This window comes from Dactylosporangium sp. McL0621, assembly GCF_049995355.1.
In the GTDB taxonomy this organism is placed as follows: domain Bacteria; phylum Actinomycetota; class Actinomycetes; order Mycobacteriales; family Micromonosporaceae; genus Dactylosporangium.
The window spans coordinates 11,478,530-11,502,060 of the sequence record NZ_CP188259.1 but is presented as its reverse complement, the minus strand read 5'-3'; the positions used below and the strand labels follow the sequence as shown (position 1 = coordinate 11,502,060).

The window sequence follows — 23,531 nt, the reverse complement described above, 5'->3', positions numbered from 1 at the left end:
CCGCAGCTGAGAGGCCGTTCGGCCGAGCGCTCCGCTATCACGGTAGCCGTGCGACACACTTGCTAAAATACCCAACACAAGCTTGGGTCTTTCCGTAGAAACACGTAACGTTATCCGGGAAGTCGTTACGACTCGACGGCAAGAAAGTGGCCGGATGGGATCGCAGCCCACCCGGCCGGTGTAACTAGTCGTTGCTGCGCTCACGATCAGTGATCGCGATTGCGGCGGTCAGGCAGGCGCTACCTACCCTTGCGAGTCCAGCAAGGGTAGGTTCGCTGCCTGCATCGGCCCATACCGACGCTGCTGTGAGAACCCGCTGGACCGCGAGCAGTAAGCGCTGCGTGCGGTGCCTTCCCTGCTGGGTCTCGCTCGGGCGGAACGCCGGATGGTTCTCCGTTGCCATCTCACCCTTCTCCCGGCCCGGGGACATACCGGCGCCAGGCGCCTACGGCGCCGGGCTGGCCAGGCTGGGTTGCATCTAGAGGTGTGTCGACTAGAGGAGTGTCATCCGCGCGCTAACGTACTCCGCGCAATTGCCAAATTGGCGCTGACACGCCAGCGGCGTGGATTAGTAACGCCAACTTCAGCTATCGGCCTTCCCGCGATACCGCGGACGCTTGGCTGTACAACTTGGCTGTACGGTCTCGGGAATGACAAAGACCCAAGTCCGGCTCTGTGCCGTGACCTGGGCCTATCTTGAGTACGCCGCGTAGGACTTGAACCTACAACCCTGTACCGTTCGATAACTCGGTCAAAGGGTTCTGACGTGCGCTTTTGTGCGTCCCCGCCGCGCTCGTCGTGGGCAGGCTGACGGTCATGATCCTGTCGTTCGGGTATCTGGTGCTGCGCCAAGTCCTGCACCTGGTGATCCTGGGGCTGCGCGGCGAGCGGTCCAAGGAGATCGAGATCCTGATACTGCGTCATCAGGTCGCGGTGCTGCGCCGTCAGATCCACCGGCCAGACCTCGCAGCCGCCGACCGGGCGGTGCTGGCCGCGCTGTCCCGGCTGCTGCCGCGCCGGCGATGGCCGACGTTCTTCATCACCCCCGCGACGCTGCTGCGCTGGCACCGCAACCTGATCGCTCGCAAGTGGACGTATCCGCGCCAGCGTCCCGGGCGTCCACAGGCGCGAGCGGAACTCCGTAACCTGGACCTGCGCCTGGCCCAGGAGAAACAACCTGGGGCTGCCGGCGCATCCAGGGCGAACTGGCCGAACTGGGCTACCGGATCGCGGCGAGCACCGTGTGGGCGATCCTGACCAAGGCCGGCATCGACCCGGCACCTCGCCGGGCTGGGCCGACCTGGACCCATTTCCTCACCACCCAGGCCAAGGGCATCCTGGCCTGCGACTTCCTGCACGTTGACACGATCGGACTGACCCGGATCTACGTACTATTCCTGATCGAGATCGAAACCCGGCGGGTCCACATCCTCGGTGCCACTCCGAATCCGACCAGCGCGTGGGTCGCCCAGCAGGCCCGCAACCTGATGATTGAACTCGGGAGAGGGTCGAGCAGTTCCGGTTCTTGATTCGCGACCGGGACGCGAAGTACACCGCCATGTTCGACCAGGTGTTCACCGCCGGGGGCATCAGGATCATACGGACGCCGCCGCAGGCGCCGAGGGCGAACGCCTACGCCGAACGGTGGGTGCGGATGGTACGCCGCGAGTGCCTGGACCGGATGCTCATCTACAACGCACGGCACCTGCTCACCACGCTGGGGCAATACGTCGCGCACTACAACGAACACCGACCACATCAAGGGCGCGACCAACGCCCTCCAGCCCCTTGAGACCTTGCCGGCACCAGTCACCGATCTCGCCACGGTCCGGGTCCGCCGCCGCAAGGTCCTCAATGGACTGATCAACGAATACTCGCAGGCAGCATAGCCAGAACCGAGGTTCCGAACGGTACAGGTCGGACTGGTCTGCGGTTGTCGGCATCGGTCGAGCCCATCGATGGGTCGGCGGTGCTTGGTGCTGGTGCTATCCGGTTAGCCTGCGAGGGTTTGCAGGACGCAGCTGACGTCCGGAGCCGGTTTGGCCCCATACCCCCTCGACCCGAACATCGCCCGACGCATCCAGGCTGACACCTGACCACCGACGGACGTTGAACCTCGCCCGAGTCTCCAGTAGCCGGCACCGCGCGGTGTGGACACCAGCTGGCGACGCTTCCTCCGGACTCAGGCGGACGGGCCGCAGGCCACCGATTTCTTCCACCTCGACACCATCGCGCTGCGGCGAATCTACGTGTTGGTGGTGATCAAGGTGGTCACCCGCAGGGTGCACGTCCTCGGCTGACTGCGAGCCCGACCGGGGACTGGACCACGCAGCAGGCCCGGAACCTGATCGTCGACCTTGGTGAGCGGGCAAACTCAGTCCGGTTCCTGATCCGCTCTAGTTGCGGTGTCGGCGAAGGCCGGCCGTGCGGGCGGCCTGGCCCGCGGCGGCCCGGTCGGGGGCGCCGATCCGGTCAAGAAGCGCCGATACCTGGTTGCGCACCGTCTTGGGCGCGAGGTGCAAGGCGCGGCTGATCGTCTGGTTGTCGGCGCCCTCGGCGAGTAGTTCGAGCAGGTCCAGCTCGCGCTCGGTGAGGTCGGCGAACGCCTCACCGCCACGCGTCGGCCGGCTGGCCGCCATCGCCCGCGCGACGCGCGGTCCGATCTCCGGCGCGAGTACCATCTGGCCGGCCGCCGCCGCGCGTACCGCGCGCTCGATGTCGGCGCTGCCGGCACCTTTGACCAGGAACCCGGCCGCGCCGGCCGCGAGCGCGTCGGACAGGTGTGCGTCGTCCTCGTGCATGGTGAGGACCAGGCATCGGCAGGACGGCAGGTGGCGGGCGAGTTCGGCGATGACCCGCGCTCCGTTGAGTTGCGGCATGTCAAGGTCGACGATCGCGACGTCGGGGCGAAACTGGGTGGCCAGTTGGATCGCGGCACGACCGTCGGCGGCCTCGCCGACGACCTCGAGGTCACCGCGGCGCTCCAGGACGAGCCGGAGCCCCTCACGGACGATGGGGTGATCGTCGGCGATGAGTACTTTGATCGGCCTGGTCACGGTGCCGCCCGCCTGGACAAGGGCAGTCGGGCCAGGACCCTGGTTCCCGTACCGGCACCGGCGGTGACGGTGACGGTCCCGCCGACCGCGGCCGCCCGGTCCCGCATCGACCGCTGCCCGGTGCCTTCGCCGGGGCCGTTGTCGGCGTCGAAGCCCTCGCCGTCGTCGCTGATTTCCAGTTCCAGTTCGCTGCCGGTGTCGCGCAGCTGGATACGGCAGCGGTCCGCCCGGCTGTGGCGGATCACGTTCGTCATCGCCTCCAGGCTGATCTTGTATGCCGCGTCCTCGACCTCGGGCGGCAGATCCGGCAAGAGGGTAGGCATGTCGAGGTCGAAGGTGGGCGCGTTGGGCGAGCGCAGCCGGGCCGCCGCCGCGGCCACCGCGGCAGGCAGCCCCAGTTCCTCCAGCTCACCAGGTCGCACCTCCCGCACGATTCGCCGGACGTCTTCGGTGGCGCGGGCGGCCTCCTTGTGCATGCGTCGGGCCAGTGTTCCGAGCTCACCGTCGCCGGCGAGATCGGCCGCGACCTCCAAGTGCAACGTCAGCCCGGTCAGCGTGGAACCGAGTCCGTCGTGCAGGTCACGGTGGATGCGGAACCGCTCCTCTTCCCGAGCGACGAGCAGCCGCTGCTGCGCGGCGCGTAGGTCGGTGAGCAGCCCGACCACCCGGGCGGCGACGCCGCTGTGCCGGGCGAGGTCCGACAGCAACTGCCGGTCCAGCGGTGAGAGCGTCTTCGCATCAGGCCGGGGCGCCACGACCAGCCGGCCGACGACCTGGTCACCGACGCTGATATTGAGGCTCTCCACGTGCGCCGTCTCCGCGTTCGCTGGGCGCCGTCCGCGCTGCCGGGTGGCCTGCCATCCGGTACCCGACCACAGCTCCACCGCCACGTACGGCAGCCGCAGGCTCTCCGCAGCGGTGTCCACAACGGCGGCCAGCAGCGACTCCGGGTCGTCGGACGCTTCCAGCCGCAGCCCGAGGCGGTGCAGCACCAGTTGCGGATCTCCGCCCGTACCGAACAGCCGACGGGTGATGACCCGCTGCGCGGCCGCGCGAACCGGGGCGAACGCGACCGCGACCAGGCCGGCGCCCGGCAACGCGGCGGCCGGGCCGGTCTGGCCGCTCAGCGCGACGGTCACCGCGGCCGCGGCCAGGTACAGCCCGAGCAGCACCGCGCCGCAGATTACCGCGACGAGGCCCCGGTTGAGCGCGAGGTCCAGCTCGAACAGGTCCCGCTTGCCCACCGCGACCGCGACTGACGCCGGGAAGACCAGCAGCACCAGGCCGAACCCGAACGTGCCCGCCGGTATCGCGATCCACCTGCCGATCACCATGACGGCGATGGCCGTGGCGAAGCCGAGCACGACGATCTGGGCCCGGCGGCGCGCCTCGGCGTCTTTGCGCAGCCATATCCAGCGCACGATCATGACCAGCAGAGCGACGAGGACGCACGGCTCCCAGATCAGCTCGGCGACGAGGTCCATCCCAGCGAGATGCTCGAGCTGCGGACCCGCGACCGCAGCCCGCACGGCGAACCCCGCGGTGATCAACAGCGGCGCCGTCGCCACCGCCAGCCACGGTCGGCTGCGGAACCAGACGACGGGCCTTGGGAAGGCGAGCGCGAAGAGCAGGGCGCTGATCCCGGTGACGAGGTAACCGCCGATCCCGAGGAAGGCCCAGACGCTCACCCAAGGCCGGGCGACGAGGTCAAGCGGCGTTACCCACGCCCAGGACGACACGTCGTCCGACGCCCAGCCGGCGGCGAACACCAGGAACGCGTGCGCCGCGAGCACACCCGGGCGGCGCAGGAACAGCCAGCACGCGAGCCCCAGCATCGCCAGCGACACCAGCACGGCGTCGGGCTGCCCGGCCGTGACCAGGTTGAGCAGGTCTGGGTGGGCGGCGATGCGCACCGGTACGTCGCGGACCTCGGTGTTGTGCCGGATGCGGTAGGTCAACACGTCGCCGGCGTGGACCGACCGGGCCGGCGCGCCGCCGTGCAGGTACGCCGAGACCGGTACGCCGTCGACGGCGAGCAGCAGGTCGCCCGGCTGGATCCCGGTGACCGTGCCGACCGGCTGCAGCGCCACCGCGCCAGCGGTCTCTCCCGTGCCGGGCGGCCCCGTCAGCAGGTTGTCGCTGGGCAGCAGCGCCTTCACGGCGAACAAGAGCGCGGGTACACCGATCAGCCAGATCACGATTCCGACGGCCCACCGCCGGGATCGGCGGATCGTTCGCTCTTCGGCCATGCCCGCCTCCCTCCATAGCTAACCCGATCATCTGGTACCCGGCGTCCCTGCGTCGTCGGACGGATGTCCCGAACATCGGGGACGCACAGGTAGAGACGCCGGGACGCCGGTGATCCGACGCTGACCGGGCCGGAGGTTCGAAGGCTCCGGATCGATGAATGGAGGGATCCACATGCGAACAATCGGACCGGTGACGGGACTGGTCGCCGCGGCGGCGGTGGTGCTCTCGGCAGCCGGACCGGCGGCGGCGAGCAGCTCGTCCGGGCGGGACCGGGTCACGGTGCACCCGGGGGAGTCCATCCAGCGCGCGATCGACGCCGCGCCGGCGGGCGCGACGGTCGTCGTGGCCGCGGGTACCTACCGGGAGAATCTGCTCATCACGCGGCCGGTCACCCTGGCCGGTCAGGGATCGGTCACCCTCGTACCGCCCGCGACGCTCGCGCGCAACCTGTGTACAGACGACCCGGACGCCATGGTGGACGACCAACCGTCGCCGGTGGGGATGTGCATCCTCGGCACGCTGGCGCTGCCTGACCCCGGCGAAGGTGACTTACCGACCGTGGTGACGCCAGTCGCCGACGTGCACCTGAAGAACCTCACCGTGGCGGGCTTCGTCGAGGGCATCGAGGCCGTGGGTACCCGAGGCATGACGGTGGAGTCGGTGACCGGCCGGGCCAACGCTGACGCGGCGCTGCTGAGCTTCTACGGTGACGGCACTGTCCTCTCGCACGTCACCATGACGGGTACGGCCGGGTTCGCCGCCGCATCGCTGCGCAACTCGCGCGATGTCCGCGTCTCGGCGAGCCGCTTCACCGGGAACAGCGGGATCGGGCTTGCCCTGCTCGACACCCGTACCGGCACCTTGTCCGGCAACGTCATGACGGACAACGCCGTTGGTCTGATGGTGGCCGACACCGGCGACCCCCACCCGACCGGCGACATCCGGGTCACCGGCAACGACGTCAGCGACAACACGCGCTACTTCCCAGGCGACGGCGACGCTCCGTCCATGAGCGGAGCCGGGGTAACGCTTCTCGGTACCCACGAGGTGACCGTCTCCGGTAACCGGATCGTCGGCAACGCGCCGAGCAGCCCGGCCGCGTTTGGTGGCTTCGGCGTCGGCGTTCTCGACGCGAGCGCCATGACCGGCGGCGCTGCGCCCACCGGCAACCGGGTGACCGGCAACCGGATCAACGGATCGCCCGTCTCCGTGAACTACGACGGCAGCGGCTCCGACAACACCATCCGCGGCAACCAGACCAACTGACCTCGACCCCTGGAGACGATCATGGCTGACCACCGATCCCGACTGCCGCTCGTTGGCGTACTCGCCGGGCTCACCTTCGGCGTGGGACTCTTTACCCTGTTCACCATCCCCGGTGGCGGCGAGGCCACCGACCAGCAGGTCACTGACTTCTACAACTCCGGCGGAAGCCGGGCGACGGCCCTCGGGCTCTACTTCGTCCTCGTCGTCGGTAGCTGGCTGATGATGTCGTTCTACACCGGGCTGGCCGCTCGGCTGGACGACGACCCGCTCGCCGGATTCGTCCGCCGGCTGGCCTCGATCGGGGCCGCGGCCGTGATCATCGGCGGTGCGATCGCGCTCGCTCCGTCCAGTGTGCAGATCAACTCCGGGCGGCCGTTCGTCGGCGTCCCGATCGCGCAGACGTTCGACCACGCCGGTCTGATGGTCGCCATCGTGGGCGGCGTGTACTCCTTCGCCGCGGCCACGTTCGTGCTGTGCCTGCGGGCCCGCCGCACTGCGACGCTGCCGGGGTGGATCGCGATCAGTGGCATGGTCATCGCTGTCCTGCTGCTCGCTTCGATCGTGGTCGCGCCGGCGCTCCTACTGCCGCTCTGGGTGATCCCCGCCGGGCTCGGCGCGCGGCGCGCGCCGGCTGCCACGGCCGGGTTGGGCGAGGCGCACGCGGTCGCCTGACCGAAGAGCCAAGGTCAGCGCAGCCCCGGTTCAACCGGCGCTGCGCTGGCTGCTCGGAAGACACGGACACGCCACCACAATGCCGTACTCACACGTGACAGGGCCGTTCCTCATCAGATCCAGGGCATTGGGTCAACGGGGCGCCCGCCCAGGCGTACCTCGAAATGCAGGTGTGGGCCTGTCGACGCGCCCGTCGATCCGACCTGACCGATCACCTGACCTGCGCTGACCTGCTGGCCCGGTTGGACCAGGATGGCTTGCTGGTGGGCGTAGCAGGTGGTGAGCCGCTGCCCGTCGACCTGGCCGTGGTCGATGCAGGTGTACCTGCCGTTACCGCCGGACCAACCGGCTCGCGTCACCCGGCCACTGGCGGCCGCGATGATCGGGGTGCCCGCCGGCGCGGCGATATCCATGCCGGCGTGCAGTTGCCAGACGTGGTAGTACGGGTCGAACCGGTTGCCGAACGGGCTGCTGACCCGGCCTGGCACCGGCCGGCGAAGCTTGCCGCCGCCGTACGTCGTTGCGGCCGCCGGCACCGGCGTGTCGATGCTCAGCGTTTCCCGGACACTGTCGTTGACCTGCTGCTGCAGCGACTGTGCCGCTGACTCGCTGCGCGTCAGTTCGGCCTCGCCAGAAGCAATCGCCGCGGACAGGGCAAGGACCCTGCCCTGCGGGCTGTCGAGCGCGCCACTGAACGGCACCGATGCGGTGACCGGCGGCGACGCTCCGGCCGGCGCAGTCGGGGCGGTGAGCAGCGTGATCAGCGAGGAGACCGGGTCGAGTTGCGCCTGCGCGATCGCCAGATCGGCGCGCATGCGGGCAAGGACGTTGTGCAGGTACTGAACCCGATGCTGGACCTCGTCCAGCCGGGCGACGACACGCGCGTGGGCGCTCGTGGCCGGATCGACCGACGGCTGTGGGTACAGGTCAGCGGCCGGATCGTTGGCGATGATGCCGGCGGCAACGTCGGCGGTCACCATGGGGGCTGAGTTGACAGCACCCGGGTCGGTGGCCTCCGACGTGCCCCCGGTGGGCAGTGGGGCCTGTGGTGCCGCAGGCGAGCCGGGCCGCCCGGGCAGGCCGGTCGGCGGGGTGGTCGGAGGACGGGTGGCCGTTGAGTGGTTGCCGGTGGGGAGCGGCAGCGCAGGCGGGCTCAGGCTCGGCGGCGAGGGCACGGCTGGCAGCGGGGGCAGGACCGGCAGCGAGGGCAGCAAACCGTCTGCCGCGGCGGACGGTGGGCCGGGCAACGCACCGGCGCCCGCCGTGGTGCTTGTCATCATGACCAGCGCGGCAACCACAGCTGTCAACAGCGCCGCACGCACGTACCGCGTTGGATGGTTCATCCCGAGCCCCGCAACCACGTTCGTCGTACCGATCGTCTACATGCTGTATCGGTCGGGGCGACCGGTTCGCAACACTCAGGATCATGAACGGCGACGCCGGAGCAGGATCAGAGTCGCCAGCGCGCCCAGCACCAGCACGGCGGCCGCGACCGGCACCAGGTAACCCGGCCTTCGCCCCACGCTGTCCGAAGATCGCGCGGCGCTGGGCCGGCTCGTCGGGCTACCGTTCGAGCCCGGTATCAGGTACGCGTTGCTCGCCGCGTTGTTGGACACGTCGGCGTCGGGCGGTTCCGACGTGACGTTGACGAGGTTCCGGACGAGTGCGCCGCGGGCGGTTCCCGGCTTGACGGTACCGGTGATCATCACCCTCGGCGGTGCGGCGTCAGCGTTCGGGAAGTCCACGACCCCCAGCTCACAGACGACCGTGAGCGCATCGACGATCGAGCAAGCCCCTTGGCTCGCGCTCGCCGCGACGCCGTCGAGGCCAACCGTGGTGCTGAACGTGAGCCGTACTCCCGTCAGATTCCCTGTACCGGTGCCCGACACCAGAATCGTGTGCGTGACCAACTGCCCGTCCACCGCGCCGAACGGTGCCGACGTCAGCACAGGCACGACATCGACGCCGCCCGACGGGGCTAGAGCGACGACCTGACCCGCCAGCGCGACGGCGACGCTGACGAGAGGGACAGCACGCGACAGCAGCACACCCGAACTGTAGACACACGCGCGCCAAGTTGCGGACGACCGACCGTGCAGGCCGAGGTACACCAGCCCGCAGTCCTGAGGGCCGGTCGCGCCCGGGCTGGCACAGCGCGCACGGCTGGTGTTGGACGGCGCTTAAGTGGGGGACCTACAGGCGGTCCGGCGGCGTTCGTGGTGACCACATGATCGAGCCTGATTGAGGCTTGGTCTCCGGCGGCACCATGAACACCAAGTCCGTCGAGCGGTGTTGTCCCGCAGCGGCGGACGCTGGCAGCCCGGACGGCACAGCCGGGCGCGGCGGGCGCACACCATAACGGCACCGCCGCCCTGCTTATGGTGTACGTGTAGTCGATCATCTGGGTGGGTCGATATCGGTCCTGGCCGCTAGTTCGGCGCTGAGCGCTTACGATCTTGTGCCGGATTGCTGTGGGGTATGAGCTGCCCGGGTGCATGTGGCGGGTTACCAGGTGAGTCCGGCCGAGCGGTCAGAGACGATGCCGCGATTGAGAGAGGTTCAAAGGCTTGGGCGCCGCGCCGGATATGGAACTGCCTGAGGTGGCGGGCCGCCAGGTGGCTCCATCTGATGCATCGCCGCGCGTGATCGGACCTCGCCCGTGAGGCCGCGCATGTAGCCGACGTTGCGCGGGACGTTCCACCACAGCCCCGTCCGGCTCTTGAGCAGTCGCTTGATGATGTGCTGAGGGCGGTAGAACTGGGTTTTTGCCCACTCGTAGCCTGCGAGTAGCTCGTCGGGCGCCATGAGCAGCGGCCGGTGCACGACGTGCGTCTTGCCGTTGTAGTGCCGCCAGTCGTGGTCGACGATCCGGCCCTCGGCCTGCAGCCGGGTGTAAGCGGGTGTGCCAGGGTAGGGCACCATCAGGCTGATCGTCGCGTTGTCCAGGCCGATCTCACCCATGACGTCCACGGTCCGGGCGAAGATGTCCTTGGTGTCATTGTCGAACCCGAACATGATGCCCGCCTGAACGGCGATGCCGTGCGCATGGAAGCGCTTCAGAAGCTGCTTGTATTCGCTCACCCGGTTGTGGGCCTTGTGCGCACCGGCGAGGCTCTCCTGGCTGACGCTCTCGAGGCCGAGGAAGAGCGCTTTGCACCCGCTCTCGGCGGCGAGTCGCAGGAACTCGTCGTCTCTGACCGAGGCCATGGTCGTCTGGCTGGTCCACCACTTGTTGAGAGGTGTCAGCGCCCGGAAGAGCGCTTTGGCGTACCGGGGATTGGCGCCGATGTTGTCGTCCCAGAAGACGATGCCCTTGTCGGGGATGGCGGCGACCTCCGCCGCCACTTCCTCGACCGGCCGGAAACGCATCTGGCGGGCCTCGGGGTAGAGCACCGGAATGGTGCAGTAGTCGCATCGGTGCGGGCAACCGCGCGTCGCGATAATTGCCCCGCTGGTCGCCCACCACCTATTCCAGCCGCCGTGGCGGATCAGATCGCGCCGGGCCGGCGGTAAACCGGCGAGGCTGGCAGGCTGCGGACACCGGTAGATCTTGGCGCCGTTCGGCAGAACTTCGACATTCGCGCCGGTAGCCTCGTCGATGACGTGCCGGCCGACGGTATATCGAGCCTCCTCCTCGATGTCGTGCAGGACACGCGGCCACACCGTCTCGGCCTCGCCGACCACAACGATGTCGGCGAACTTTGCGACTTCGAGAGGCATCAGCGTGGCATGCGGACCGCCCATCGCCACCATGACGCCGTTCGCGCGGAAAGCATCGGCCAGCTCGTAGGCGTGTGGCGCGCCAGGCGTGGCAGCGGTGATACCCACCAGGTCGTAGCGTTGTCCGGTGTCGACAGTATGGGTGATTTCGTCGGTGTGCGTCACCGTCCAACTCCCGGGCGTGAGAGCGGCGAGCAACGGCATGGTCAGCTGCGGGAAGCGGATGAGCTCGCGGGCCCGGGCATGGAGAGTGAGTGGGTCTTCCGCTGTGACTAGATGGACGTGCATGTCCGCTCCTCGATCAGCATCTGGGCGCGTGCGGCGTCTGGACTGAGCCCTTCCATCGTGATCATGCTGGTCATGGTGGGGTGTGGCGTCAACGCTCGTCCCCAGTAACGGGAAGACCCGGTTGCGCCTCAGCGAGAATGACATCGGCCCCGGCGCTCGATCTCGTCGGCAGAGCCTACGACGTGGCGGAGAGACCGATTTCTTTCGTATCCTTACGGTCAGTGCACAGTAGACACCAGGTACCTCGGTCGGCGCCTCCGGAAGAATCAAAAGTCGCAGCATCTCCTTCTTGACCTCGATCTCAGCCTCTCGATCAACCGAATCGTCCTAACTTGATCTTTAACCTGTGCGGCGTGGCCGAGGGTTGGTCGATTGCTTCTTTCGAGGTTTCGGTGTGTCGGGTTTGCTGCCGGTGGCGGTGTGGACGTCATAGCGGCGGGTGGGGTAGCGGTTCGGCTGGCCTGGTGGTCGTCCGGGTCCTGCCCGGGTGGGTTTCGGTGCGTTCGCGGGGCAGGTGCTGGTTGCGCGGAGGTGCCGAAAGTCGCGGCGGACGCGGGCCGGGGTGAGTCGTTGTGGTGGCGCCGGTCGCTCCCATGGGCGGCGCAGGTCCGCGGCGATCGGGCGGGCCAGGCGCAGCTGGGTGTGGGCGGTGATGATCAGCCAGGTCCATCGGTCGGCAGCTTGTGGGTCACGCAGTTTCGGCACGGTCCAGCCGAGGGTCTGTTGGAACAGCCGGAACGTATGCTCGATGTCGAAACGGCGCAGGAACGCCTGCCACAACAGGTTCACCATCGCCGCGTCCGGTGTCGAGTCGTTGCCGGTGCTGGTGGAGCACCACAGCCAGACCGGTTTCGCGGTGGCGCCGGAGGGCAGACGGGTCACGTCCAGGCGGATCAGGCCGCCTTCCAGGATCGGCAGGTCGGGGCCAGTCGGCCCAGCGGGTCAGACGCGGGTGCAGCCGGTGCCAGGCGCGGGCTGTGGCGGTGCCGTAGAGGCGGGTCTCGGTCACGGTGGTCACGTCGGGGTCGTCCCAGCTGGCCGGGTCACCGAAGATGAACTCGCCGCTGTGGCGGCGGGACCGGCCCAGCATGCCGGGCTGCCTGGGCCGGACGGGTCGGCGCAGCACCCGGTCCGAGCGCAGCCGGGCCAGAACCCGCACGGGAAGGTCACGCAGCAGCCAGGCAAGGCGGGCGGCGTCGTAGCCGGCGTCCATCACGACCCACACCTGCGGATCGCCGGTGCGCCAGTGCCCGGCTGCGATCAGCCGGGCGAGTACGTCGCGGATCTGCGTGGCGGTGACCGCGGCCAGATCGGCGCCCGGCGTCAGTCGCACCGCGTCCAACGGTGCGGTCCACGAACTACGCCCGGACTCCAATGCGACCACGAACGAGTACGGCCAGCCCGGCACCCCGATGTGCTGATCCTAAGGATCTTCAAGCGTGCGCCGTCGGATCATCGGACTCGTCGTGTTCGCGATCGCCCTCGCGATCGCGGTGGCCGGCGTCGTGCGCTGGCGCCTGGAGCACGGCCCTCGGCAGTATCCGGACAGCGATCACGTCTCGCTCGCCGAGGCATTGCGATGGGCTCGACTGGTGCTACCTGGGTGCGCGGAGAGCGGCATGCGGTACGACTACCACAGCAACATTTTGGGGAGGCCGACCTGCTGATGCGGATTTCGGCCCCGCGTGTGCGTCGAGGAGGTCCTCTCCGCCAACGCGGCCGAGCCAGTCGCCGCCCGGACCGGCCCGCCGGCCTTCGTCATCGATGCGCCCGATACGTGGGGCTGGCCGAGCGACCGTCCGCTCGACGCCTACCGCATCGCCGCCGACCGGACTGCACCGATCGTCCTGGAACTCGCCGCCGACCCAGGCACCGCTGCAGTCGCGGACCTGTTCGTCCACGCGCCCAACGAGTAGCGGCGAGCGCACTCCGCGGCAGATCAGTGCGCAGGTAGCGCCTGCCGCGTCGGCCCGCAGGGCGTTCTCGGTGCGGCGGCGAGGCGACGGTCGCGCCATCCCGGGCGAGCCGGGGCCCGATACCGTGGCTGGCACCGGTGACGAGCGCGATCTAGTCCGGTCTGAGTGGCCCCGCTATGCGACGGCACCGCGGGCGGTGGCAGGCCTGGCGATATTCTGGCTGATGCGCCTCGCCTGAGCCATTCTTGGCGAGTGACAGGCGCCAGCTCAGCCGGTTCCTGCCCGCTGCATCGTGTGCTGTTCACCGCCGGACCGGGCACACTCGCCCACGACGCTCTGAGACTGAGACGCAGTTGTCGAATGGTTCGATGACGGGACCGTGAGGACTGGGCACCTTCCTACAGCCAGCGTCGGCATCGGTGATGACGCAGTCCTATTCTCACAACAGGCTCGGCAGCAGCGAGCAAACGGCGGTGCGGGCCGCCTGGGGAAGCGGCCCGCACCGTTACCGATTGCCGAGCATCAGCGGTACCCCTGTCTGCGAGTTATCGCTGGTGAGCGGGAACCCGCCGGTCTAGAGGTCGGCCGTCGTCACACGGGAGGACTCGTACGTCGTGGAGGCCTCGGGAAGGCCCGGCACGGTGGACACGTCCTTGACCAGCATGCCGGTCTCGGCGTCGATGGTCAGCACCTCGCTGCCCTGGCCGCCGAACACCTCGGGGCCGGCGGTGATCCTCAGCGTGGCCTTGCCGTTCGTGGTCGAGTCCGTGACGCTGACCGCGGAGATGGTCGACAGCAGACGCAGAACACCCGCCCGGACCTGTGTGTTGCCGTCGCCGGCGGACAGCGCTTCGATACTGTACGTCCACAGGGCGTTGTCGAAGTGCTGCTGGACGGCCTGCGGGCTGTACGGCTTCGGCGCGGCGCTGCCGCCCTTCTGCCGAATGATCGCCTGGGCGGCCGCCTGTTGCTTGTCCCACTCCGCCTGCTGCCCCGCGGGGTCGAGGCCGACCAGCGGGTCCTTGGCCGCTTTGAGCATCTGGGTCCGGCCGTCGGCCGGGCTGCTGTCCGCCGCGGCGACGGCCGCCTCGAGGAGCGGAGCGTAGCCGCCGTCCTTCATCTGGTCCTGGTGGCCGGTGATGGCACGCTTGATGTCCTGCACGCTGTTGCCCGTGTAGATCCCGCGACCGTCGGTGTAGAGCGTGTAGACGACCTGCATGGTCTTGGTGCCGTGGACCTGGGTCGCCTTGACCAGCCACGCGTCGCCGGTCGACGAGGTCATCGTCTTGATGTTCCCGGCCAGGGCCAGCAGCGGCACACGCTCGCCGGACCCCTCGACGGTGGCCGACCCTCCGGTGGCCGGCGAATCCTTGCCGGCCACCGCGCTCCCGGTCGCTGACAAGTTGAGTGCCAGGGCGACGACCGCCCCCGCGGCGGCAACCCCGGCGCCGATGCCGAACCGGCCCGCGATGCCGATCCTTCGACGGCGCCGCATCGCCGGGCTCGACCCGTGGCCCCGCGTGGTCGTCGTTTCCGTGGTGGAATCCGTCTCCATAGATGTGTCCTCCGCTGATATCGTGCCCAGCAACCGCACGGTTCCGGGGTCGGCCATCGCTGCCCGCAGCACCGCTCGCGCCCGCCGATACGCCTCCGGGCGCAGTGGTTGCGCGCTGCCCAACTCACCGATCAGATCCAGCTCGTCGGTCATCGGTGTCTCTCCTTCGCGCTGTTGCGATCCTTCAGAAGCGCGGACACCCCCGGTGCGTCGCGCAACGCCGTCCTGGCCTGGCTCAGCAGCCGCCGGGCGGTGCCGGCCGGTATGCCCAGCGCCCGCGCGGCGTCGGCTGCCGTCAGGTCCTCCCAGGCGACGAGCCGCAGGACCTCCAGCTCTTCGGGTTTGAGCCGCATCAGGGCTGACCGGAGCACGGCCCGGGCGTCCACGCCGAGGTCGACCGCCGACCACGGATCCCAGCCGGTAGCCAGCTCTGTCACGTCCGCGACCAACTCCTCGGCCGGCCGGGACCGCCAGTAGCGACGCAACCGGTTCAGCGCCACCCCGTACAGCCACGGCCGCGCGCCGTCGTACGACCGGTCGTACGACGCCCGCGACTCGAACGCCGCCACCCAGACTTCGCCCAGCAGGTCCTCGGCCGCATCGCGCCCCGCCCGACGAGCGAGGTACGAGCCGACCGCGACCTCATGACGCTCGACCACCTCCACGAAGGCGTCGACGTCGCCATCGAGCGACCGGCCGATCAAATCCGCATCCGATGCCATGGGCCTCCTCGGCAAACTCCGCGCTTCCAACCTGTCATTGCCAATCGGTCGGCAAAGTGTTCAGGCTCGAAGACACCGAGGTCCGCCGTCCGCTGAATCATCCGACGATGGTGTTCGCCAAGGGCGAGCGCGGCCGGCAGGCGGTGTGGCTGTCGACCGTTGGCGTGCGCGGGCCGAAGCGCCACCACGCTGCCTCGACAACGCACTCACATCGGCATGAGTGTGCGCCGGCGGCGCCGAGCCGCGGCCACGGAGCGTGACGACCTCCGGGTTGGCCACCGCGCGAGAATCGCGGCATTACCGCGCACCCGATCATGGCCGTCGGGACGGTAAGGCCATTGATCTCAGTCCCGCGACCAACAAGGGCAGCAGAGCCGTCCCGCGGGCGCTTCGCAATTGGCCGAGGGTCTTTGACGCTCGAGGCGGGCATGGCGCCGAGCCGCACCGGGTCAAACAGATGGTCAAGGCCTCGGAGGCGGGCCCGGTCGAATATCTGTTCGTTGCGACGGCCAGCCCGTACGTCCCAGGATCTCCGTGGCGATCTGGTCAGCGAGCCGGTCGTCCGTGTCCACCCGCAGATCACCGACCCCGTCCAGGGCGTCGACGATCAGCGCCGCCTGGTCCGCGATCTCGTGCAGTCGCGCCTGTGGTTGTCCGAGCAGCTCGTCGCCGGCCAGACCCCGCGTTGGTGTGAGGCCTCGGCCCCGGCGCGCGACCCGCTCGGCCAGCACTTGTCGGCTTGCGTGTAGCTGGCACAGCGTGATCGTGGCGGCGGGCAGCACGGCGGTGTAGGCCGCCAGATCCTCCGGCCGGTCGAGCGGGCCGACCGCGATCAGACATTCCGCCCCGCTGTCCCGGAATGCGTGCCAAACCGCGGCGAGGTTGGCGGCTTTGAGCCGGTGGTTGCCCGGGTCGCCAGCCGCGGCCGGGCGGTGAAAGCCGATCTGGTCGAGGTCCACGAACGCGGCACTGATACCGACCCGCCGGACTTGCTGGTATACCTGCCAGCCGACGGTCGACTTGCCAACGGCGGCGGGTCCGTGCAGCCACAAGATTTCGCCCGGTGTGGGGTCCGGTACCTGCCGGGTCGCGCTCGGCTTCTCGACCGGCGCCGCCAGATCGGGCCAGCCGGTTCGCGCCCGGACGCGGTCGACGACCTCGCCGACCGTGAGTCCGGTGGTGTCGACGCACGGTTCGGTCGCGAAGGCGCGGTCGAGGGCGTCGGCGTACGCGATCTGCTCTGCGTGATCGTCGTTCGGGCTGCCGCGGGCGGCCAAACGCCGGCTCAGTTCCGCCGGCTCGGCGCGCAGCCGGCATGTGGTCAGCGCCGCGTGCGGGACGAGGTCGGTCTCCACCCCGCGAACCGGGTCGGTGACGCCTGGGACGATCACGCACCTGGCACCCGCGTCCTGGAAGTTGGCAACAACCGCGTCGAGCGTGCGGGCCTTGAGCTGGTGGCGGCCGGGATCTGCGGCGGGCTCGGGCGCCCAGTGTTGCCGCGTCGGCGGGCCATAGCACATCCCGAGCTGGTCGATGTCGACGTAGCCGGCGGCTACGCCCTCCCGGGTGAGCTGGACGAACAACTCCCAGGTGACGGTGGTCTTTCCGACCCCCGACGCCCCGTACAGCCACAGGACGGGCAGCGCAATCATGGCTGCGAGTATCGAGACTGGGCGGCGCCCGGTCGACCGATATCCGTCGCTCAGCACCCGGTCACTACATGCCGAGACGGCGGCGGTCTTGGATGCACTCTTGGCCCGGAGCGAACGCAAACCGCGGCGTCCGCACACCGGCACGAGCGGAAGCCCCGCCCGGCCGAGGGCCACTCACCGTCGGTGACGAAGACCGGCCCGACGCAAAGGCCCCCGCAGCGGCCATGAACGGAAACGTGATCAAGCGGCCAGGACGGCAGTTCGGGTTCTCCGCTTGGCGATCAAAGGCGAGAGCCCGGAACTGAGGAAGGATGTTGGACTGGCGTCGCCCTGACGTACGCTCTCGTGCCATGGCCTCCACCATTGGCGCGGCGGCCGCGGGCCTGGTTGGTGTCGTCCGCGAGATCAACGAAGCGTTCGACAGCCCGGTCTCGATCGCGGAACTGCTGTATGTCATCGAGCAGTCGCTGCCCTACGCCGACCACCGGCTGTCGGCGTCCCGGTTTCCGGCCGAGGTCCGGGTGGTCCTCGTTGACGGCACGGTCCTGCGCTCGCGGGCGGCCGGGTGGGTGACCTCAACGACGGGCCGTTCGTCCTGGCGACGCAGTGGCTGGCCGACGTTCTCGACCGGTGTGCGGGCGGCCGCGAGTCGGTCGAGCTCGGCGAGCTGGCGCCGCACCTTGCCGAGGCGCTGCGCGGCGTTGCGGCCGGCCTGCTTGAGCGGCCAGAGTCGATCACGGTCGTCGAGTTCGCCGGTCCGCCCGCCCGCGCCCGTCGCGTGCGGCCCGGGGACGTCGTGGCGATTCCGTCCGCGAGTTGTGGGTATTACCTCGCGGTCATGATCATGAGTAACCGGTTCGGCGTGGCGTTCGGGTTCTTCGCCGGCAAACGGCAGACCGCCCGGATGCCGTCGCGTGACGAGGCGGTGGACCCGTATCCGGTCTATTCCGACGATGACTCGGTGCGCACCGGACGATGGTCGGTCGTGGGGAACGATGCCGCCCTGCTCGAGCTGTTCCCGTCGGAGCCGGAGATATTCCACGTCTCGGGCGTCGCGGAGACCGCCGCCGGTGTGACTCGTCCGTACTCGGACGAGGAGGCCGAGGCGTTTCGCCCGTGGGATCGCTACTACCAGATGTTCTATTCGAGCGAGCACCTGCACAAGTTCCTCGACCTGCGGGGCGGCCGCGTGCACTGATCACGGGCTACCGGGCAGGCCGCCGAGCGCACGCAGCGGCAGATGCGTGCACCTGACCTTGGTAGACGAGCGCCGGGATGGACCGCCCCGGTGCTGTGGGTCGGCGGCGGGTCGAGGTCGGCCCGGTAGTGGGAACCGCCGGAAGTAAGCGTTGCCATGACCGCGCCGCCGGCGGTACGTCGACGCGGTCATGGTCAAACGGGCTGGGAGCTGTTGCAGGCGTTAGCCTTGCGCGAGTTCGTAGCTGTAGTACACCAGGCCCTCACCGAGCTGTCGGGTGTCGACCAGGTGCAGCGGCTTCTTGGCGCTGGCCTCGTCGAACAGACGCCGGCCGGTTCCCACCACAACCGGAAAGACGACCAGCCGCAGTTCGTCGAGCAGGTTGTGTTCGATCAGCGTGCGTGCGAGCTGGTAGCTGGCGTAGATGAGGATTTCCCCGTCCACTTTGCCCTTCAGCTCCGAAACCTCCTTGACCGCGTCGCCGCGCAGGACGGTGACGTTGCTCCACCGAGGGTCGTCGACAGTCGAGGACACAACGTACTTGGGCATGCTGCGCACCCTGTTCGCCCACTCGGGGCTCACACGGCCCTCCGCCAGGTTCTGCTCTGTCATCCGGTCCGCGAACCACTCATTGGTCCGCCCGCCCAGCAGCAGCACCTCGGCATCCAGCGCCTCCTGCGTCTCACGGACGGTCCAGTCTTCGAGGTCCTGGGCTCCCACGAACTGGTGGAACCAGCCGCCGTGTTCGAAGCCGTCCGCGCCGTCCGGGTCTTGGACCACTCCGTCGAGTGTGACGTTCGAGGTGAGGGCGATCTTTCCCATTTTCCGTGCTCCTTTGACGATGTTGTCGGTTGTCACGGGATGGACGCCGCGACACCGGAAAAGGGGGCGCTGCCAGAGCGCCCCCTTCGCGCAGCGGCCGGCGTCCGTACAGGATGGAACCGCACACACGGAGAGAGGCGGCGGGTGTGGAGTTGGCGAGAACAGACCTGATGTCGAGGGCGCGGGCCGGCGACGGCGAGGCGTTCCGAGCGCTGACCGAGCCGCACCGTCGCGAACTACAGATGCATTGCTACCGGATGCTCGGATCGTTTCAGGATGCCGAGGACGCTCTTCAGGACACGATGTTGGCCGCGTGGCGTGGCCTCGACCGATTCGACGGCCGCGCCTCGCTTCGCACGTGGCTCTACCGCATCGCGACCAACCGGTGCCTCGACGCGTTGCGCGCCGAGCGCCGGCGTCCCGCGAAGCAGTGGGACGTTCCGGGAGTCGAACTGCCCGAACCGACGGGCTTCGGCGAAATCCATTGGCTCGAGCCCTATCCCGACACCCTTCTGGACGGTGCGATCAGTGTGCCGCTGGGTCCGGAGGCCCGCTACGAGCAATCCGAATCCATTTCCCTGGCGTTTGTGACCGCCCTGCAGATCCTGCCGCCTCGCCAGCTCGCCGTTCTCATCCTGCGCGACGTCCTCGGATTCCACGCCAACGAAGTAGCCGACATGCTCGACACGACCGTCGAATCGGTCAAAAGCGCCCTCAAGCGCGCACGTGCGGGCATGCAACATCGACTGCCGGTGACGGCTGCCGGAGCCCAGCCGCCCGCCGCCGACTCGCCTGCCGAGAACGCGATCGCGGCGAAGTTCGTCAGCGCCTACGAATCCACCGACATCGATGCGTTGGTGGCGCTGTTGACCGACGACGTCTTCATGTCGATGCCACCGATATCGTTGGAGTACCGGGGCCGAGACAGCGTGGCCCGCTTCTGCGCCCTCGTTTTCGGCTCGGCACCGAGATTTGAACTGGTGCCGACGCGAGCCAACGGTCAACCGGCGTTCGGTGTCTACCGACCCACCCCCACCGGTAGTCAGGGAGTCGGCCTGTTCGTGCTCACCCTCGCCGGCGACCGAATCAGCGCCATGACCCGCTTCGAAAAGATCGTCCTCCCTACGTTCGAGCTGCCGCCATCCCTGCGACGTGCGCGGTAGAACGCCGTCGACTCATGCCACGTACCGCCGTCACACCGCCCCCGGCCGGCGGCGCCGTCATGTCCACCCGATTTCGTGGCGCGTGCCGCCCAGTTTTGCCCGTCGGGTGGGATCTATCTGGGTGACGAGTCATCCGGCGCACGCCGCCGTCACCGACTGACAGGAGTTCGTATGACCCCCGTATCTTTGACGTTCGTGCTGGTCCATGGCGCGTTTATGACCGGCGATATGTGGAAGCAGACCGCAAGCGTGCTGCGCGGCGACGGGCACATCGTGCACACCCCGACCCTGGCCGGGCACGATCCGGGCGATCCGATGACGTTGGCGCACGCCGACGCCGTCGCCTCCCTGACCGGGTATCTTCACGACCATGACCTGTCCGACGTGGTCCTGGTCGGCCATTCAATCGGGGGCGCATATATCGCCCAAGCCGCCGCACAGGCGCCGACGCGGATCAAGCGGTTGGTGTTCTTGAGCGCGTTCGTTCCCGGTGCCGGCCACGCACTGGCCGACGAATTCCCACCAGCGGACGCCGCCTTCTTCGACATGACCGATCCGGCACAGGGTTTCCTGCTGCCGTTCCCGGTGATCCGCGAACGCGCGTGCAACGACATGGATTCCGCTGCCGCGACAGTGATCTACGCCCAGATGTCGCCCCTTCCGGTCAGATATTTCACCGACGAACTCGACCTCGACACGTTTCACGAGCTGATCGCGTCGGGCGGACTGCACGCCAGTTATGTGAATCCGATCAGCGACACGGCTCTGCCGCCCGGCGAATACGCCTCCTTCCCCCGATTCGCCCAACGTCTGGGTCCGCTTGCCCGGATCCTGCAGATCCCGGGCTCGCACTACGTGATGTTCAACCGACCCGCGGACCTGGCCGAGACGCTCGTCTCGGCAGGCTGCGACTGATTCGATACGAGGACGATGCGGTGACAGCGGAGTTGATCGCCAGGTGCCGGGCCGGTGACGCCGACGCGTTCCGCGAGCTCGTCGAGCCCTTCCGTCGAGAACTGATGTCGCACTGTTACCGGTTCCTCGGTTCGATTCACGACGCCGAGGACGCCCTGCAGGAGACGTTGCTGGACGCCTGGAAGGGACTGGGCGCGTTCGAGTCGCGGTCCTCGGTCCGGACTTGGCTCTACCGCGTCGCGACGAACCGCTGTCTCAAGATATTGCGGTCGGCGGGCAGGAGGCCTCGAATGGCGAGTTCCGGTGAAAGCTCGGCCAGGTTCGAGCTGCCCGAGCCATCCGCGCACGGTGAGGTGGCGTGGCTCCAGCCGTACCCCGACGTCCTGCTCGAGGGCCTCGGTGACCCCGCTCCCGGCCCCGAAGCGCGCTACGAGTCCACACAGGCGATATCGCTTGCTTTCGTGACGGCCGTCCAGCTTCTACCGCCACGTCAGCGAGCCGTGCTGATCCTGCGCGACGTGCTCGGCTACCGTGCCGCCGATGTCGCCGAATTCCTCGACACCACGGAGGAATCGGTCACCAGCGCCCTCAAACGCGCCCGCGCCGCCATGCAACAGCGGGCACCCCGAGACGCGCAGCAACCGCCCTCGCCCGACTCACCCGCCGAGCGGCTGCTCGTTGAGCGGTTCACCAGGGCCTTCGAAAGATGCGACGTCGACGGCGTCGTCGCATTGCTCGCCGACGACGTTCGCTTGACGATGCCGCCGCTGCCGGTCGAATACCTCGGCCGCGAGGCGGTTACCCGTTTCCAGGCCGCCGTTTTCGCCCAAGCCCCTCGTTATCGTCTGGTCGCGACGCGAGCCAACGGCCAACCTGCCTTCGGCGTCTATCTCCTGGACGCCCGTACCTCCGCCTGGCACGCCACGGGCCTGATGGTCCTCACCCTCGCCGCCGATCGCATCACCGCTCTGACCCGGTTCGACAACAGCATCCTGGCCCGATTCGGCCTCCCCCGCACCCTCCCCGGATAAGCGCCGCCCACTTCTTCGTGGCGGTGGGATCTGAACGGATGACGGCGCACTCCACGGTGCACCGGAACGTTCAGACGAGATCGAAGGAGCCGACGATGGCCAAGTTCGTGTTCACCTACCGGATGCCCCCGGAATTCACCCCAGGCAAGCCCGAAACACTCACGGCGTGGGGTGCCTGGTTCGGCACCCTGGGAGACCAGGTGATCGATCAGGGTTTGCCGACACACGGAGCAACCGCCGTAGGCGAGTGCGGGGCGCGCAGCGTGCCCAGCGGCTATTCGGTCGTGGAGGCCGAGAATCTCGAGGCGGCGGTCGCGATCGCCGAGCGCTGCCCGGCCTTGGCCGAGGGCGGCGGAGTCCAGGTCGGCGCGGCGGTCGACCTCCCAGGTGCGGCGCCGGCCGGTGGTGCGGCATGAGCACCGGCTGGGAAACCGGCACACCGGAAAATCGACTACGGAGGCAAGCGCTATGCGGAAGATAATCGAGTACGTCCTGGTCTCGACCGACGGGGTCTACGAAGACCCCGTGGGCATGATGCGGGTCGGCGAATACCAAGATGAGGCATACCTGCGCGACGGCCTGGGCCTGCTGACCGCGTGCGACGCAATCCTGTTCGGCCGCAACACCTACGAGGCATTCGCCGAACTCTACGGCGGCGGCGGAACCCACAAGCCGATGTGGGCCGACCGGCTCAACACAATCCCGAAATACGTGTTCAGCTCCACACTGGACAAGGCCGACTGGGGCAATCCCACCATCGTTCGAGGCGACGTCGTCACCGAAGTGACCCGGCTCAAACAGCAAGACGGCGGGAACCTGCTCATCCTCGGCCACGGCCAGTTCGGGGAAACCCTACTTCGGGAACGGCTGATAGATGTCATAGACCTCACCATCTACCCCCTCCTGCTCGGACGCGGCAAGCAGTACTCCCAAGCCGTTCAACCCGCCAAACTGAAGCTCGCAGCCGTGAAAACCTTTTCAAAGGTCGTGAAGCTGACCTACGAGACCACCAGCTGAGCCGCGTTGTCACGGGCCGCCGACGACCGGCGGCCCCGTGTAGGCCCGGAACTCCCGAAGCTCCGGTGAGCCGCCAGCCGGTCGATCTCGGCGAGTGCCGAGAAACGAGGGTCTGTCGACACTCGGGCTCCGACCTGCGTCTTCCCAGGTCGGGTCTGTCGAGAACCCGTGTCGGCAATCAATGTCGACAAACCCCGGGGCGAACGCTCGACATCCACGCACCCAACGGGATCGGCGCAGCTCAGCACCCGTAGCGGCGGCTCACCGGAGTGTGACCTTCGGAACTTC

23 protein-coding genes and 1 pseudogene are annotated in these 23,531 nt (G+C 68.5%); 14 read left to right on the top strand and 10 right to left on the bottom strand.

What is annotated here, in order from left to right; translation table 11 throughout:
* The first annotated feature begins 816 nt into the window (after positions 1-816).
* From ACPPVO_RS54540 to ACPPVO_RS54525, 4 genes are all read left to right on the top strand, one after another.
* Entirely contained in the window at positions 817-1,257 is a 441-nt protein-coding gene (locus tag ACPPVO_RS54540; protein ID WP_426507426.1) for a hypothetical protein, read from the top strand.
* Entirely contained in the window at positions 1,242-1,529 is a 288-nt protein-coding gene (locus ACPPVO_RS54535) for a hypothetical protein (protein ID WP_426507424.1), read from the top strand. The genes ACPPVO_RS54540 and ACPPVO_RS54535 overlap by 16 nt, the downstream gene beginning before the upstream one ends.
* A 29-nt stretch (positions 1,530-1,558) precedes the next feature.
* Positions 1,559-1,792 (top strand): integrase core domain-containing protein, encoded by a 234-nt coding sequence (locus tag ACPPVO_RS54530; protein WP_426507422.1) that lies wholly within the window; start codon positions 1,559-1,561, stop codon positions 1,790-1,792.
* Positions 1,793-2,150: 358 nt separating this feature from the next.
* Entirely contained in the window at positions 2,151-2,300 is a 150-nt protein-coding gene (locus tag ACPPVO_RS54525; RefSeq protein WP_426507420.1) for a hypothetical protein, read from the top strand.
* A 96-nt stretch (positions 2,301-2,396) separates the two neighbouring features.
* Here the strand turns inward: ACPPVO_RS54525 and ACPPVO_RS54520 are convergent, their stop codons facing one another.
* Complete coding sequence (locus ACPPVO_RS54520) at positions 2,397-3,056, bottom strand: response regulator (RefSeq protein ID WP_426507419.1); 660 nt, start codon at positions 3,054-3,056, stop codon at positions 2,397-2,399.
* Positions 3,053-5,305 (bottom strand): histidine kinase, encoded by a 2,253-nt coding sequence (locus tag ACPPVO_RS54515; RefSeq protein ID WP_426507417.1) that lies wholly within the window; start codon positions 5,303-5,305, stop codon positions 3,053-3,055. Before ACPPVO_RS54515 ends, ACPPVO_RS54520 begins: the two co-directional genes overlap by 4 nt.
* A gap of 343 nt (positions 5,306-5,648) precedes the next feature.
* On the opposite strand from ACPPVO_RS54515, the gene ACPPVO_RS54510 reads away from it, so the two are divergent.
* A complete protein-coding gene (locus ACPPVO_RS54510; RefSeq protein WP_426507415.1) occupies positions 5,649-6,572 on the top strand; it encodes a right-handed parallel beta-helix repeat-containing protein in 924 nt (307 codons plus the stop codon).
* A 21-nt stretch (positions 6,573-6,593) separates the two neighbouring features.
* The gene (locus tag ACPPVO_RS54505; RefSeq protein ID WP_426507413.1) at positions 6,594-7,244 is read left to right on the top strand and encodes a hypothetical protein; all 651 of its coding nucleotides are present in this window, start codon (positions 6,594-6,596) and stop codon (positions 7,242-7,244) included.
* A gap of 113 nt (positions 7,245-7,357) precedes the next feature.
* Here ACPPVO_RS54505 and ACPPVO_RS54500 read toward each other — a convergent pair whose 3' ends face one another.
* The 4 genes and pseudogenes from ACPPVO_RS54500 to ACPPVO_RS54485 all read right to left on the bottom strand — a co-directional run.
* The gene (locus tag ACPPVO_RS54500; protein WP_426507411.1) at positions 7,358-8,224 is read right to left on the bottom strand and encodes a M23 family metallopeptidase; all 867 of its coding nucleotides are present in this window, start codon (positions 8,222-8,224) and stop codon (positions 7,358-7,360) included.
* Between the two features lie 444 nt (positions 8,225-8,668).
* Positions 8,669-9,292 (bottom strand): hypothetical protein, encoded by a 624-nt coding sequence (locus ACPPVO_RS54495; protein ID WP_426507410.1) that lies wholly within the window; start codon positions 9,290-9,292, stop codon positions 8,669-8,671.
* Between the two features lie 511 nt (positions 9,293-9,803).
* Positions 9,804-11,252 carry a B12-binding domain-containing radical SAM protein gene (locus tag ACPPVO_RS54490; protein WP_426507408.1) on the bottom strand — a complete coding sequence of 483 codons (1,449 nt, stop codon included), beginning with the start codon at positions 11,250-11,252 and terminating at the stop codon, positions 9,804-9,806.
* Positions 11,253-11,591: 339 nt separating this feature from the next.
* Positions 11,592-12,675 (bottom strand): annotated as a pseudogene (locus ACPPVO_RS54485) (transposase); the annotation flags it as partial.
* Positions 12,676-12,691: 16 nt separating this feature from the next.
* On the opposite strand from ACPPVO_RS54485, the gene ACPPVO_RS54480 reads away from it, so the two are divergent.
* Positions 12,692-12,919 (top strand): hypothetical protein, encoded by a 228-nt coding sequence (locus ACPPVO_RS54480; RefSeq protein ID WP_426507407.1) that lies wholly within the window; start codon positions 12,692-12,694, stop codon positions 12,917-12,919.
* 18 nt (positions 12,920-12,937) lie between these two features.
* On the top strand, positions 12,938-13,168 hold the full coding sequence (locus tag ACPPVO_RS54475) for a hypothetical protein (RefSeq protein WP_426507406.1): 231 nt from the start codon (positions 12,938-12,940) through the stop codon (positions 13,166-13,168).
* A 574-nt stretch (positions 13,169-13,742) separates the two neighbouring features.
* Here the strand turns inward: ACPPVO_RS54475 and ACPPVO_RS54470 are convergent.
* From ACPPVO_RS54470 to ACPPVO_RS54460, 3 genes are all read right to left on the bottom strand, one after another.
* On the bottom strand, positions 13,743-14,876 hold the full coding sequence (locus ACPPVO_RS54470; RefSeq protein ID WP_426507405.1) for a hypothetical protein: 1,134 nt from the start codon (positions 14,874-14,876) through the stop codon (positions 13,743-13,745).
* Entirely contained in the window at positions 14,873-15,445 is a 573-nt protein-coding gene (locus tag ACPPVO_RS54465) for an RNA polymerase sigma factor (RefSeq protein ID WP_426507404.1), read from the bottom strand. Before ACPPVO_RS54465 ends, ACPPVO_RS54470 begins: the two co-directional genes overlap by 4 nt.
* A gap of 461 nt (positions 15,446-15,906) precedes the next feature.
* Entirely contained in the window at positions 15,907-17,097 is a 1,191-nt protein-coding gene (locus ACPPVO_RS54460) for a hypothetical protein (protein WP_426507402.1), read from the bottom strand.
* Positions 17,098-17,662: 565 nt separating this feature from the next.
* On the opposite strand from ACPPVO_RS54460, the gene ACPPVO_RS54455 reads away from it, so the two are divergent.
* Positions 17,663-18,295 (top strand): hypothetical protein, encoded by a 633-nt coding sequence (locus ACPPVO_RS54455; protein ID WP_426507401.1) that lies wholly within the window; start codon positions 17,663-17,665, stop codon positions 18,293-18,295.
* 222 nt (positions 18,296-18,517) lie between these two features.
* Here the strand turns inward: ACPPVO_RS54455 and ACPPVO_RS54450 are convergent, their stop codons facing one another.
* Positions 18,518-19,117, bottom strand: coding sequence for a dihydrofolate reductase family protein (locus ACPPVO_RS54450; protein ID WP_426507400.1), 600 nt, complete (start codon positions 19,115-19,117; stop codon positions 18,518-18,520).
* A 146-nt stretch (positions 19,118-19,263) separates the two neighbouring features.
* On the opposite strand from ACPPVO_RS54450, the gene ACPPVO_RS54445 reads away from it, so the two are divergent.
* The 5 genes from ACPPVO_RS54445 to ACPPVO_RS54425 all read left to right on the top strand — a co-directional run bounded on the left by ACPPVO_RS54445 (position 19,264) and on the right by ACPPVO_RS54425 (position 23,243).
* Positions 19,264-20,280, top strand: coding sequence for a sigma-70 family RNA polymerase sigma factor (locus ACPPVO_RS54445; RefSeq protein WP_426507398.1), 1,017 nt, complete (start codon positions 19,264-19,266; stop codon positions 20,278-20,280).
* A gap of 195 nt (positions 20,281-20,475) precedes the next feature.
* Positions 20,476-21,195 (top strand): alpha/beta fold hydrolase, encoded by a 720-nt coding sequence (locus tag ACPPVO_RS54440; protein WP_426514873.1) that lies wholly within the window; start codon positions 20,476-20,478, stop codon positions 21,193-21,195.
* Between the two features lie 20 nt (positions 21,196-21,215).
* Entirely contained in the window at positions 21,216-22,226 is a 1,011-nt protein-coding gene (locus ACPPVO_RS54435; RefSeq protein WP_426507396.1) for a sigma-70 family RNA polymerase sigma factor, read from the top strand.
* Between the two features lie 95 nt (positions 22,227-22,321).
* Positions 22,322-22,642 carry a hypothetical protein gene (locus tag ACPPVO_RS54430; protein ID WP_426507394.1) on the top strand — a complete coding sequence of 107 codons (321 nt, stop codon included), beginning with the start codon at positions 22,322-22,324 and terminating at the stop codon, positions 22,640-22,642.
* Positions 22,643-22,694: 52 nt separating this feature from the next.
* Entirely contained in the window at positions 22,695-23,243 is a 549-nt protein-coding gene (locus tag ACPPVO_RS54425; protein WP_360889359.1) for a dihydrofolate reductase family protein, read from the top strand.
* The last annotated feature ends 288 nt before the right edge of the window (positions 23,244-23,531 follow it).